Source organism: Ruegeria faecimaris (assembly GCF_900182615.1).
Taxonomy (GTDB): domain Bacteria; phylum Pseudomonadota; class Alphaproteobacteria; order Rhodobacterales; family Rhodobacteraceae; genus Ruegeria; species Ruegeria faecimaris.
The window spans coordinates 1-12,452 of the sequence record NZ_FXTE01000014.1 but is presented as its reverse complement, the minus strand read 5'-3'; the positions used below and the strand labels follow the sequence as shown (position 1 = coordinate 12,452).

Below are 12,452 nucleotides of genomic sequence, written 5' to 3'. Positions count from 1 at the left end.
CCCTCATACCTGCAACACGCTGGACACCAGCAGTTGCGTATAGGCATGCTGCGGATCGTCCAGAACCTGATCAGTCAATCCGGCCTCGACCACATGACCGCTTTTCATCACCATCAGCCGATCCGCCAGCAGACGGACAACGGCAAGATCATGGGTGACAATGATGGCGCTCAGCCCCATTTCCCGAACCAACCCGCGCAACAGGTCCAACAGGCGAGCCTGTACCGAGACGTCCAGACCACCAGTCGGTTCATCCATGAAGACCAGCCTGGGGCCGGTCACCAGATTCCGCGCGATCTGCAGGCGCTGCTGCATGCCACCGGAAAACGCGGTCGGACGATCATCAACCCGCTCCGCTTCGATCTCAACCCGGCCCAGCCAGTCGATCGCCTTGTCGCGGATATCGCCATAGTGGCGGCCACCTACGGCCATCAGTCGTTCGCCGATATTTCCGCCTGCACTGACAGACATACGCAAGCCATCGCGCGCATGTTGGTGCACGAATGCCCAATCGGTGCGGCTCAGCATCCGGCGTTCAGGTTCCGACATGGTCACGGTATCCACCGGACCGTCTGCACGAGTGTCAAAGATCACCCGCCCCGCATCCGGCACCAGATGACCCGCCAGACAGTTCAGCAGGGTTGACTTGCCCGAACCACTCTCACCCACGATCCCCATCACCTCGCCGGGATAGAGATCAAAACTCACATCGGTACAGCCGATACGGGCCCCGTAGGATTTTCTGATATCCTGTACACTCAGCAGCGGTGTCATTTCATTCACCTTGGGTCATATGAAAACTCGATCCGATTGCCGCCCGGCTCTAGGATCATGAAATGGAGTTTCGGACCTGAACCCGAGGGTTCAGGTGCAAACTCGACAACGACGGCAGGCCAGTCTTTGACCGCATCGAAAACCGCAGTCAGCGCTTCTTCATCGGGAACCTTCAAGGCAACATGATGCAACCCGACGTTCTTGTGCCGGTCAAACCCCTGTAACCCCGTGCCTTTTTGCTGCCAAAGCGTCAGCTTCGCCGCGCCATTGGTCACATAAACCGCCGGATAATCCGGATTGCTGCCGAAGACCTCCCAACCCAGCGCATCGACAAAGAACGTCCGCGTGGCGTCGAGGTCCGAAACCGTAAGGCCAAGGTGGTCAATTCCAAGCACATCTTCTCGTTTCATGCGGCATCCTCTCTGGCCAAACGGCCCACATGGCCCGCCTCGCGGCGCGACCGGCAATAATCAGTGTCCGAGCAAACAAACATGCGAGTGCCTGCATCATCCATGATGACTTCATCCAGATAGCTGTCCTCGGCCCCGCACAGATCACAGGGATGGTCGGCCTTGGTGGCCTCGAACGGGTAGTCCTGGAAATCGAGGCTGACGACCTTGGTATGCGGTGGCACCGCGTAGATACGTTGCTCGCGGCCCGCGCCAAACAGCTGGATCGCGTCCATCTCAAGCTTTGGGTTGTCGAATTTCGGGATGGGGGACGGGTCCATCACATAACGGTCCGAGACCATCACAGGATAAGCATAAGCGGTTGAGATCGCACCATGCTGGCTGATGTCTTCGTACAGTTTCACGTGCATCAACCCGTATTCTTCGAGGCTGTGCATCTTGCGTGTCTCGGTCTCGCGCGGTTCCAGAAACCGCAGCGGTTCCGGGATCGGCACTTGATAGACAAGAATCTGATCCGCGCGCAGCTTCGCCTCGGGGATGCGGTGGCGGGTCTGGATGACCGTCGCCTTCTCGGTTTCCTCGGTGGTGGCGACGCCCGCCGTATTCTCGAAAAACTTACGGATAGACACGGCATTGGTCGTATCATCCGCGCCCTGATCAATCACCTTGAACGTATCGTCCGGGGTCAAAGTTGCGGCAGATACCTGCACGCCTCCGGTACCCCAGCCATAAGGCATCGGCATCTCTCGGCTGGCAAATGGCACCTGATATCCGGGAATAGCCAACCCCTTGAGGATCGCCCGACGGATCATCCGCTTGGTTTGTTCGTCCAGATATGCGAAGTTATATTCAGTCATTTGATGTAACTATTTTGTTTCTGGTGTTTTTATGGACGTACTTGGTATTTGTTCGCTCTTTTTGGCGATTATGCTCTATTTTATCTGGCGCAATTTTCGCGCAAAGTGGCGCCTCGGGGCTATGGCCCGCGACCTTTCGTGCGAATGGGAATCGCTTGAAATCGTGAATTCGCGCGAAGCATTCGGCAGGAAATCGCCCAATCAGGGCAACGACTGGTTTTTGAACCGTAGGACGAGCCTGTAGGGCAAAGCGTACAGAGCTCATTCCGCAGCCTCCCTCGATGCAGTCCGTTCCTCGGCCTCGCGGCGCAGCTTGCGCACCAGTTCCAGTTCGGATTGAAAATCCACGTAATGCGGCAGCTTGATATGTTCGAGGAAACCGGTTGCCTGAATATTGTCTGAGTGGCTCAGGACAAATTCCTCGTCCTGTGCAGGTGCGCCCAGATTGTCCTCGCCCAGCTCCTCCCACCGCAGCGCTCGGTCGACCAGAGCCATGGCGATGGATTTACGTTCAGACTGGCCAAAGACGAGCCCATAGCCGCGTGTAAACTGTGGCGGCTCAGTCTTTGAGCCTTGGAACTGGTTCACCGTCTCACATTCGGTCAACTCGACTTCGCCGATCTCGATGGCAAAGCCCAGTTCGGGAATGTCCATTTCGACCGCGACCTTGCCGATCCGCAGCTCGCCAACAAAGGCGTGGTTGCGGGCATAGCCGCGCTGAGTCGAATAGGCCATGCCCAGCACAAACCCCTCATCCCCGCGCGCCAGCGATTGCAACCGCAGCGGACGGTCCGCCGGAAACTCCAGCGGTTCGCGGGTCAGGTCGCCGGGCGTAGCATCGCTGACCGGCTCGTCCTGAATAATATCCTCACCCTTGAGAAATTCGGTGATATGCGGGGTCGGCTCGTGTCGCGCCGTACCTTCGGGCGCGGGTAGAGTTTCGCCATCCGCAGCCAGTTTGAAATCTAGCAGGCGGTGGGTGTAGTCGAATGTCGGGCCCAGCACCTGCCCGCCCGGCGCATCCTTGAACGTCGCCGATATCCGACGGTCACAGGCCATATTGCCCGTTTCAACCGGTTCGGAATAACCGAAACGCGGCAACGTCGTGCGATAGGCGCGGATCAGAAAGATCGCTTCGATCAGATCGCCACGCGCCTGTTTGATCGCCAGTGCGGCAAGGTCCGGATCATACAGCGATCCTTCTGCCATCACCCGGTTCACCGCCAGGCTCAGCTGCTCCCGGATCTGGACCAGGCTAAGCTCGGCCACATCCGGGGCGCCTCGGCGCTCTTCGGCCAACCAGGCATGGGCATTCTCAATCGCCTTTTCGCCTCCTTTGACGGCAACATACATCGCTTAACCCTCCGCGCTGATCTGGGTACTGCGCGGCAGGGCCGCGACCTTGTCACCGCAGGTAAAGAAGAAGTCACATCCCAAAGGGAAAAGAGCCGCATTACGTTGCAACGCAGGGATATCGGGTAGGTTCAAGCCTGCGCACTGCTTGATACCGGGACCGTGCAAAATGGCACCGGACTGATCCAGGCTGTCACGCTCAACAATCAGAGTGGTTGACCGATCCGGATACTCGGCAGTTCCGATACGATAGCGATCCAGCCCACCAATTTCGCCCCAAGTGCCGACGGCGAAATCTGCCTCGGCAGCAGGAACCAGCGGCGCGCCGGTGTGGAAGGTCAGCCATTCGCGCAGAGCGTCGGTGTCGAGCTCACCCGCCAGATGTACCTTGGTTTCCGGGTCGCATAAAGTCAGCAACAAGGTGCCCGCTGCTACCGACAAAGGCGCTGGGGGCACGGCCCCTGACAGGCTGCGGATTTCGCCTGGGCGTGCCATCACCGTCATCGCCTCGCGAAAAGCATGTGCGGAATCAACCGGTATGTTCTGGAACCCGCCCGAGAATTGAGTTTGCGCAGTCATCAATCTTCTCCCCGAACCAGCGTGAAGAATTCTACTTTGGTTGCCGCCGCCTTTGCCGCCCGCGCGATTTTGACCGCCTGCATTTTCTGTTCCAGCGGACCGAGCAGGTTTTCCTGCACATGGTCTGCTGCCGCAGTCTGCATCATCGCATCAATCACAGCTGCAGCTTCGGCCTTGGGCTTTGACCGGCCCTGAACATAGCCATGTCCAACCGTGCCATCCTGCAAGACCACCGAGCAGCGCGTGACCGTCATTTCACCCAGGTTGAACGGCGCCCCGGTGGCGCCGGTACGTCCGCGCACCATCACGCCGCCCACTTCGGGGCTGCGCAGCCATTCAAAGCCGGGACGGTCCGTGAGGCCCTCCCACAGCGCCAACGTGGCGTCATCTGGCGCGCGGGCCAGCAGGCCCATCCAGGTCTTACGCGCCTCGGTCGCGGAATCTCTCTGTTGTGTCATCAAAGCCTCTTGGCGGGGTTGTCTACTTATCCTATACAACTATACAAATCATAGACCGCCGCCCGGCGACTCGCAATCGCAACTGTATGAATTTTTGGTGACATGAACAAAACGCCGATCTGGAAAAGCATAGCCCTAAGCCTGACGTCGGACATTGCCGAAGGGCGATATCAAACCGGTGACCGGCTGCCGACCGAAGCGCAACTGGCCGCAACGCATGGCGTTAACCGCCACACGGTTCGTCGGGCGCTGTCTGACATGGCCGACCAGGGGCTGGTCCATTCTAGGCGCGGGGCCGGTGTATTCGTCGCCACCCGACCAACCGAGTATCCGATTGGTAAGCGGGTGCGATACCACAAGAGCATCTCGGCCAGCGGCAAGATGCCCGGCAAGAAGATCCTCGCCCTGACCACACGGGCCGCGGATGAAGCCGAGGCCGATGCATTGGGGCTTGAAACCGGCGACACGGTGCATGTCTATGACGGTCTGTCTCTGGCCGACGGGCAACCCATCGGCCTGTTTCAAAGCGTTTTTCCGGCCAAGCGATTTCCTGATATTCTGCAGATTCTGACCGAAACCCAATCCGTCACCAAAGCCCTGCAAAGATGCGATGTGCCGGATTACACGCGCATCTCAACCCGCCTGACCGCGCGCGCGGCCACGGCAACTCAAGCTCTGCACCTGCACCTGTCCGAGGGCGCACCAGTCTTGTTTTCGATCGGCATCAATGCAGACCCCGAGGGCAATCCTGTCGAGTACGGAAGAACAACCTTTGCCGGGGAACGAGTTACGCTGACCCTGAACGAGGATTGATCCCGTAAGCCTCCCGCCCGTCTTCAACCTCCTATCGGAGGTTTCATCCCATTGGGCGTAGCGCCGCGCAAAGCGCGGCGCCCGGCCCAAGGCCCCAAAGGGGGATCGGCGAAACCGATGCTTCTGCGGGCGCGGAGCACCTGGGGTCACAGGGCCAGCTATTCGTATTTCTCCAAAAACGCCTCGGCCTCTAGTTTGCGAAAATCCGGCAATGCGTCACGCAAGCGGCTGTTGTCCCAGTCCCACCAGGCCAACTGCTCCATCCGATCCGCAACCGCTTGTGGGAACCTGGGGCGGAGTGGTTGGGCCGCCACCCCAGCAACGATCATGTAGGGCGGTACGTCTTTGGTCACCAGCGCCCCGGATGCGATGACCGCACCATTACCGATTGTCACCTCGGGCTTGATGATCGCTCCGTGACCGATCCATGTGTCATGCCCGATATATGCGATCCGGCTTGCGCGATGGGCAAACCACTCGGCATCATCCTCGGCATCGTCCCAATAGTCAGCCGACCGATAGCTAAAATGATGCAGCGAGGCCTTTTGCAACGGGTGATCCGTGGCGCCGATCCGGGTAAAGCTGGCAATGTTCGAAAACTTGCCGATCTGGGCGTTGGCGATGTCGCAGGTCCGGTCGCAATAGGAATAGTCGCCCCAGACCGCGTTGGCGATCCGACTGCCGGTGCCAATCTCGACAAATGCACCAAAGCTGCTGTTGGTAATCTGGCAATCGGGATGGATGAACGGTTCATCCGTGCGCAATCGTGCCATGAATCTGACCTTTCAAGCTGCGCTCACGGCAGAATAAAATCTTTGGTTTTCGCGTTGCTCGGCCTGCTCTTCTTGCCGCTGTCGCCCTGGATCAGACGACGCCGTAACCAGCCCGAGAACCAATCCATCAACATCACCATGAGAATGATCAGAACGATGTAATAGGCGACCTCTTCCCAATCTTTCTGAGTGATGATCGCCTGCGTCAGCAACAGACCAATGCCGCCGCCAGTAATCGCGCCAATTATGGTCGCGCTGCGGGTGTTGGATTCGAGAAAGTACAAAAGCTGGCTCAACAGCACGGGAGTGATCTGTGGGATCACGCCAAAGCGATAGCGCTGCGGCGCATTCGCACCGGTCGACTGCACGCCCTCGATCTGCTTCTCATCCACATTCTCCAGCGCTTCTGAGAATATCTTGCCGAATGTCCCGGTATCGGTCACCAGAATTGCCAGCGCTCCGGTCAACGGCCCTGGGCCGAAGGCCCGTGCCAGAACAACGGTCCAGATCAAGGCGTCCACACCGCGTACAAAGTCGAACACCCGCCGTGTGGCAAAGCGCACCGACCGCAAGGGGTTAAAGTTCCGCGTCGCCAGGAACGCCAGTGGCAAGGCGATAAACCCTGCCCCCATGGTGCCCAGAAACGCCATCAGGATCGTCTCGAAGATGGCCCAGGCCACATCCTGATGCCGCCAGATCTTGTTGGTCCAGAAATCGTTGAAAATGGCACCGGCCTCACCGGCGGTGGCGCGGCTGACCAACTCGGGGAAAGATTTGCCATAATACGGGCTGTCGAGGGTGAACCAGAACAGCTCCCATCCTGGAAAATAGCGGAACACTTCGGACCGGTTGCGGGTCACGGTCAGACGCCCCGCATCGGTGGTGATCGCCAGCCGGTTTTTCGAGACGTTGATCCAGTCTGGAACCTCGCCCGCCGGTAGCTCGGCCTGCACCCCAGAGGCGCGGGTGGGTGTGGCGCGCACGACGCCATAGCCGGGGATATCATATTCGATTGTCTCAGGGCCGAAACGCACCACGTGACCATCCTCCAGGTCAATGATCGTGGTTTCGCCCAGCGCCACCCAATCGGGTGCGGTTCCGTCGGGATAGGTGCCTTTGCGGTCCCCTTCGACCGCAACGGACACCTCTCCATTGCGATTGTCTCGCGTGACATGGGTTTTGTAACTGTAGGTGTCGGCAACAAGCGTCTTGCCGTTTTCCCAGTTTGCGCGCCCTGCCAAGCCCGGCACGTCAAAGGCAAAGAACACGTAGATCAGGTAAACAGCGACAAGGCCGGGCAACCCGAAATTCACGATCCGTTTGCGGTTGAACAGACGACCGGCCTCGGCCTTGAGGTCATCTGTCGACAGATCAGTGGCAAAGGTCGTCATGCCGAAGCTCCTTTTTCAGACCCGTGGGTCAGGCGATCCCGCAGATAGCCGGACAGCTGATCCACGACCATGATTGTGACAAAAAGCAGAAGGAAGATGGCCGCGGCCTCGTCGTAGCGCCCCTGCCCCCATGACATCGCGTTGCGCAGCTCATAGCCCAGCCCGCCAGCACCGACGAAGCCAAGGATGGCCGAGGCACGGATGTTGATCTCGAACCGCAGCAAGGCATAGCTGACATAGTTCGGTCCTACCTGTGGGATCACGCCCAAATACATCCGTTGCGACCAGTTCGCGCCCACCGAATGCAGCCCCTCAATCGGCTTCAGCGAAGCGTTCTCGTTCACTTCCGAGAACAGCTTGCCCAATGCACCGGCGGTATGGATGGCAATCGCAATCATTGCCGGAACCGGACCGCCGCCGAGAATAAAGATCAAAACCAGCGCGATAACGATTTCAGGGATGGCCCTGCAGATATCGGAAATCCGACGAAACAATGGGATCAGAGATGGCCACTGCGCCATGCCCCGTGTCGACATCAGGGCAAGAAATGTCCCCGCAATCGTACCGATCAGGGTTGATGCTGCCGCGATATTGATCGTTTCGATCAAGGCCGGAAAGAACCGGATCAGATTTTCCGGCATCGCGCCGATCTTTTCCCACGCTTCCGAGAGGACCTCTGCCGGATAGTCGAAAATCCTGTGCCAGCCCTCGACAAAACTGCCTGCGTTTCGATCATCGGCGGTGCGGAACCCTGCGGCCATCAGGGCCACAAACAGGATCAGGAGAATGCCACCATAGGCCCGTTTGCGCCGGGTCATTGCTGAGTATTCGTCGCGGATTTGGTCGACGCTGTGGGACCCTGCGGTCAGGTCTGTCATGGAATGCTCCTGAGAAAACGGGGTCCGGTATAACACCGGACCCCGATCATGTGAGTTGCGGGCTTAGTTGGATTTCAGCTTGCGGGCTTCAATGATGACCTCGTAGGCCTCATGCGTGATGGGATCAAAGCTCTTGGCTTCGCCTGCTGCCACGCCGTAGAAACACTCGCGGTCTTTTTCATCCAGCGTGTTCCACAGTTCAGTGACCTGAACTTTGACATCTTCGGGCAAGGCCTTGCGCAGAACGACCGGGCCTTCCGGGATCGGCGCCGATTTCCAGATCTCGACCAGATCGTTCATGTCGACCAGACCGGCATCAACAGCGCGGCGCAGCGCGCCCGACTGATAGCCATCTTCCCAATCACCCAGGCCGTCGGCCCAGGTCACGCCACCGTCAACGTCACCGTTGTTTACCGCAACGATAGTCTGTTCGTGACCGCCGGTGAACTTGACCTCACCGAAGTAATCGCCCGAGTCCATGGTGGCGCCGGTGGCCTGTGGAATCTCGATCGAAGGGATCAGGTATCCTGAGGTCGAGTTCGGATCACCAAAACCAAAGGCCTTACCCTTCATGTCTTCCAGCGAGGCGATGCCGCTGTCTTTGCGGGCAAAGCCTACCGAGTAATAGCCATAACCACCGTCGGTGTTGACCTTGACCAGAACCGGCTCAACCGCTTCGGGATCGCTCAGATAGGTTTTGGCGTAACCCGACGCACCCAACCAAGCGACGTCAATCGTGCCACCCAGCAGGCCCTGAATCACACCGTTATAATCGGCAGGGGCGAACAGCTTGGTCGGAACGCCCAGCAACTCTTCGGTGTATTCGCGCAGGCATTCGTTTTTGCTCATTCGGTCTTGGGCGTTTTCGCCGCCCAGAATACCAATGCGGAATTCGCTGATTTCCTGCGCCATAGCGGGCGCGGCCATGGCAGTGGTCGCAACAAGGGCAGCAATTAGGTTTTTCATCTGTCTCTCTCCAGGTTGATGTCCCCGACCTCTCATCGGGTCGGGCGATGAAAGGTGGTTGGGGTGGCTCAGATGGTGGCTTCGGCTTCCATCAGGGCCTTCTGGGTGGCGTCGAGCGTTTCGATCTCGGTCGAGGTTGCCTCTTCCGAGAAACTCGCATCGGCCCCATAGATCTCGCGGGCGACGCCGGTGGTCAGTTGTTCGGGCAACCCGTCAAAGACGATGCGGCCGTCGCGCATGCCGACAACGCGGTCGCAATAGCGGCGCGCGGTGTCCAGCGTGTGCAGGTTGGCGATGACCGTGCGGCCGTCCTCTTCGTGGATACGGCGCAGGGCCTGCATCACCACCTGGGCATTCATCGGGTCCAGCGATGCGATCGGCTCATCCGCTAGAATGATTTTGGGGTCCTGCATCAAAGCCCGCGCGATGGCGACACGCTGCTGCTGTCCACCCGACAGCGCCTCGGCCCGTTTCGGCGCATGTTCGGCGATGCCCAGACGATCCAGAATGTCGATGGCGCGGTGGATGTCCTCCATCGGGAACAGGTTGAACATGGTGGCCAGTGTCGATTGGCGGTTCAGTGTGCCATGCAGCACGTTCGACACCACATCCATGCGCGGCACCAGATTGAACTGCTGAAAGATCATGGCGCATTCGGCCTGCCACGCCCGCTTCTCTCGCCCCTTCAACTGGGTGACATCGCGGCCTTCGAACAGGATCTTGCCTTCGCTGGAATCGGTCAGGCGATTGACCATCCGCAAAAGGGTGGATTTCCCGGCGCCGGATCGCCCGATGATGCCGATCATGCACGGCTTGTCTACATCCAAAGTCGCCGCATCCACGGCTATGTTTTCGCCGAAGCGTTTGGTCAGTTTGTCGATACGCAGCACAGGCCACCCCCAATTCGTCTTGGCGGTCAGCTACAGCCACTGTTCAACGGCTGTGTGTCAGTAAGGTGAAAGTTTTGTTACGGCGCGATTGTCGCGGGGGCTATCCATCATCTGACCTCAACGCTATACGCATCCTCAACTGTTCAGATGACACGAGGCCACCATGAGCTTTGACCGCACTATCAAGATCGCCCCGTCGATCCTGTCCGCCGATTTCGCCAATTTCGGTGCCGAGATTCAGGCCATCGAGGCGCAGGGCGCCGACTGGGTGCATATCGACGTGATGGATGGCCATTTTGTCCCGAACTTGACCTTTGGCCCGCCCGCCGTCAAAGCCTTCCGCCCGCATGTCAAAACGGTGATGGACGTGCATCTGATGATCGCGCCGGTCGATCCCTACATTCAGGCCTATGCGGATGCCGGAGCCGATGTCCTGACCGCCCATATCGAGGCAGGGCCGCATTCGCACCGCACCTTGCAGGCCATCCGCGCTGCAGGAATGAAGGCCGGTATCGCGCTGAACCCGGGCACTCCGGCCGAAGCGGTGGAGCACCTGTTGGATCTGACCGATCTCATCTGCGTTATGACCGTAAACCCCGGCTTTGGCGGCCAGAAGTTCATCGACATGACCAGCAAAATCCGCCGCCTGCGCCAGATGATTGGCGACCGTCCCGTCCATATTGAGATTGATGGCGGCGTTGATCCAAACACCGCCCCGCTGGTCGCGGCCGCAGGCGCCGACGTTCTGGTTGCAGGCTCAGCTGTGTTCAAAGGTGGATCGGTAGATCAGCCCGGGGTCTATGGCGACAACATCCGCGCCGTGCGGGCCGCTGCGAATTCCGCGCTGTAACTCATTATTCCTGGCGCATGCCCGAAATCACCCTGTGCATGAGGTCCAGAAACTGACGTTGTTCCTCGGCGCTCAGCCCCGCAAGCGCCTGCGCGTTTACGGTCTGGGCGGCCTCATATGCCTCCGCGCGTATCCCTGACGCCTTTTCGGTCAACCAGATCAGCTGAGCTCTGGCATCGGTTGGGTTTTTGGTTCTCTTGACCAAACTGTCCCGCTCCATCCGGTTGAGCGTGTTGGCCAACGTCGCCTGCTCGACGTCGATTTTGCCAAGCAGCTCTTTTTGCGACACGCCGTCCTTTTGCCAAAGCTCTAGCAAAATGGGGAATTGCCCAACGACGATCCCCAAAGGAGAGATACGCTGCTGCAGGTCCCGGGCAAACAAGCGTGCCATGTGATTGACCAGATATCCGGCAGAGTCTTCTTTCGTGAAATCCATGTCGGATAAATACACTTGCATAGCATGCTATGCAATATTATATAGCTTGCTATGTTATTTTCTGAAAGAGGATCAAAGAATGGCACGCATCGTAGAACTGGACGAAATCGCAACCCTGGCTGACCAGATGGAAACCGAGGAAGGCCCCGTCGTTCTGATCAACCTGTTCACGGTTGACGCCAAGGACGAAGACGCCCTGCTGACCGCCTGGTCCCACGACGCGGATTTCATGAAATCGCAACCGGGATACATCTCGACGCAACTGCACAAAGGCATCGCCAACAGCGCGACCTTCGTGAACTATGCTGTCTGGCAAGATGTGAAGAGTTTCCGTCAGGCCTTTACCAATCCTGAATTCCAAAGCCGTATCGCCGACTACCCGGACAGCGCAGTGACGCGACCACATCTTCTGCGCAAGCTGACGGTCGACAACCACTGTGTTGCCTAAGGCAAAAAGTGGAGGCGACCCATGATCAGAACAATCCACCCCATCGCTGGAGTTATCGGATTTCTAACAATCCTGACATTCTGGACATCTACTTTGTACAGCGAGATCTTCGCTTCCCACGCGACCGTGGCATCAGTAAAAACCATGATCGTCTATGGCCTGTTCTTGCTGGTCCCGGCCATGGTAATTGTCGGCGCTACAGGAATGTCGATGGGAAGCCGGCGCAAAGATGCTTCGGCATTGGCCAAAAAGAAAAGAATGCCGATCATCGCAGCCAACGGCCTGCTTATTCTGGTACCCGCAGCACTCTACCTGAAAGCAAAGGCCGGAGCCGGGGCCTTCGACACCAGCTTCTACCTTGTTCAGGTCATCGAATTGGTCGCTGGTGCCACCAATCTGACATTGATGGGTATGAGTATCCGTGACGGCCGGGCAATGACCGCGCGCAGGCGCAGTCAGTCCCAGAAATAAAGATGCATTCCAAACAGAAAAAGCCCGCCCCGTTTGGGGCGGGCTTTTTTTGTTTCGACGGTTAGGTCTGAGACTATTCGACGAACGATCTCATCACCGCCTCCG

The 12,452-nt window shown here is 58.4% G+C and carries 16 protein-coding genes; 4 read left to right on the top strand and 12 right to left on the bottom strand.

Annotated elements, in window-relative coordinates; translation table 11 throughout:
• Nucleotides 1-3: 3 nt before the first annotated feature.
• From phnK to phnG, 6 genes are all read right to left on the bottom strand, one after another.
• Nucleotides 4-774 (bottom strand): phosphonate C-P lyase system protein PhnK, encoded by a 771-nt coding sequence (phnK, locus tag FN806_RS17025; protein WP_142639347.1) that lies wholly within the window; start codon nucleotides 772-774, stop codon nucleotides 4-6.
• Nucleotides 775-779: 5 nt separating this feature from the next.
• Nucleotides 780-1,184, bottom strand: a complete 405-nt coding sequence (locus FN806_RS17020) for a VOC family protein (RefSeq protein ID WP_142639345.1) — start codon at nucleotides 1,182-1,184, stop codon at nucleotides 780-782.
• On the bottom strand, nucleotides 1,181-2,041 hold the full coding sequence (locus FN806_RS17015) for an alpha-D-ribose 1-methylphosphonate 5-phosphate C-P-lyase PhnJ (RefSeq protein ID WP_142639343.1): 861 nt from the start codon (nucleotides 2,039-2,041) through the stop codon (nucleotides 1,181-1,183). The genes FN806_RS17020 and FN806_RS17015 overlap by 4 nt, the downstream gene beginning before the upstream one ends.
• 261 nt (nucleotides 2,042-2,302) lie before the next feature.
• Nucleotides 2,303-3,394, bottom strand: a complete 1,092-nt coding sequence (locus FN806_RS17010) for a carbon-phosphorus lyase complex subunit (protein ID WP_142639341.1) — start codon at nucleotides 3,392-3,394, stop codon at nucleotides 2,303-2,305.
• A gap of 3 nt (nucleotides 3,395-3,397) precedes the next feature.
• Nucleotides 3,398-3,973 carry a phosphonate C-P lyase system protein PhnH gene (phnH, locus tag FN806_RS17005; RefSeq protein WP_142639339.1) on the bottom strand — a complete coding sequence of 192 codons (576 nt, stop codon included), beginning with the start codon at nucleotides 3,971-3,973 and terminating at the stop codon, nucleotides 3,398-3,400.
• The gene (gene phnG / locus FN806_RS17000) at nucleotides 3,973-4,431 is read right to left on the bottom strand and encodes a phosphonate C-P lyase system protein PhnG (protein ID WP_142639337.1); all 459 of its coding nucleotides are present in this window, start codon (nucleotides 4,429-4,431) and stop codon (nucleotides 3,973-3,975) included. Before phnG ends, phnH begins: the two co-directional genes overlap by 1 nt.
• 102 nt (nucleotides 4,432-4,533) lie before the next feature.
• Here phnG and phnF point away from each other — a divergent pair, with 102 nt between their 5' ends.
• Entirely contained in the window at nucleotides 4,534-5,244 is a 711-nt protein-coding gene (gene phnF / locus FN806_RS16995) for a phosphonate metabolism transcriptional regulator PhnF (protein ID WP_142639335.1), read from the top strand.
• A gap of 158 nt (nucleotides 5,245-5,402) precedes the next feature.
• Here phnF and FN806_RS16990 read toward each other — a convergent pair whose 3' ends face one another.
• The 5 genes from FN806_RS16990 to phnC all read right to left on the bottom strand — a co-directional run bounded on the left by FN806_RS16990 (nucleotide 5,403) and on the right by phnC (nucleotide 10,142).
• Complete coding sequence (locus tag FN806_RS16990; RefSeq protein ID WP_142639333.1) at nucleotides 5,403-6,017, bottom strand: LbetaH domain-containing protein; 615 nt, start codon at nucleotides 6,015-6,017, stop codon at nucleotides 5,403-5,405.
• 23 nt (nucleotides 6,018-6,040) lie between these two features.
• A complete protein-coding gene (gene phnE / locus FN806_RS16985; protein ID WP_142639330.1) occupies nucleotides 6,041-7,408 on the bottom strand; it encodes a phosphonate ABC transporter, permease protein PhnE in 1,368 nt (455 codons plus the stop codon).
• Nucleotides 7,405-8,286 carry a phosphonate ABC transporter, permease protein PhnE gene (phnE, locus tag FN806_RS16980; protein ID WP_142639329.1) on the bottom strand — a complete coding sequence of 294 codons (882 nt, stop codon included), beginning with the start codon at nucleotides 8,284-8,286 and terminating at the stop codon, nucleotides 7,405-7,407. The genes phnE (FN806_RS16985) and phnE (FN806_RS16980) overlap by 4 nt, the downstream gene beginning before the upstream one ends.
• A 63-nt stretch (nucleotides 8,287-8,349) precedes the next feature.
• Nucleotides 8,350-9,252, bottom strand: a complete 903-nt coding sequence (gene phnD, locus FN806_RS16975; protein ID WP_142639327.1) for a phosphonate ABC transporter substrate-binding protein — start codon at nucleotides 9,250-9,252, stop codon at nucleotides 8,350-8,352.
• A 68-nt stretch (nucleotides 9,253-9,320) separates the two neighbouring features.
• A complete protein-coding gene (phnC, locus tag FN806_RS16970) occupies nucleotides 9,321-10,142 on the bottom strand; it encodes a phosphonate ABC transporter ATP-binding protein (RefSeq protein WP_142639325.1) in 822 nt (273 codons plus the stop codon).
• Nucleotides 10,143-10,305: 163 nt separating this feature from the next.
• Here phnC and rpe point away from each other — a divergent pair, with 163 nt between their 5' ends.
• Complete coding sequence (gene rpe / locus FN806_RS16965) at nucleotides 10,306-10,992, top strand: ribulose-phosphate 3-epimerase (RefSeq protein ID WP_142639323.1); 687 nt, start codon at nucleotides 10,306-10,308, stop codon at nucleotides 10,990-10,992.
• Between the two features lie 4 nt (nucleotides 10,993-10,996).
• Here rpe and FN806_RS16960 read toward each other — a convergent pair whose 3' ends face one another.
• Entirely contained in the window at nucleotides 10,997-11,428 is a 432-nt protein-coding gene (locus FN806_RS16960; RefSeq protein WP_142639321.1) for a MarR family winged helix-turn-helix transcriptional regulator, read from the bottom strand.
• Nucleotides 11,429-11,507: 79 nt separating this feature from the next.
• On the opposite strand from FN806_RS16960, the gene FN806_RS16955 reads away from it, so the two are divergent.
• Nucleotides 11,508-11,876 carry an antibiotic biosynthesis monooxygenase family protein gene (locus FN806_RS16955; protein ID WP_142639319.1) on the top strand — a complete coding sequence of 123 codons (369 nt, stop codon included), beginning with the start codon at nucleotides 11,508-11,510 and terminating at the stop codon, nucleotides 11,874-11,876.
• 21 nt (nucleotides 11,877-11,897) lie between these two features.
• Nucleotides 11,898-12,347: a hypothetical protein gene (locus tag FN806_RS16950; protein WP_142639317.1), complete on the top strand. Its 450-nt coding sequence runs from the start codon at nucleotides 11,898-11,900 to the stop codon at nucleotides 12,345-12,347.
• Nucleotides 12,348-12,452 lie beyond the last annotated feature (105 nt).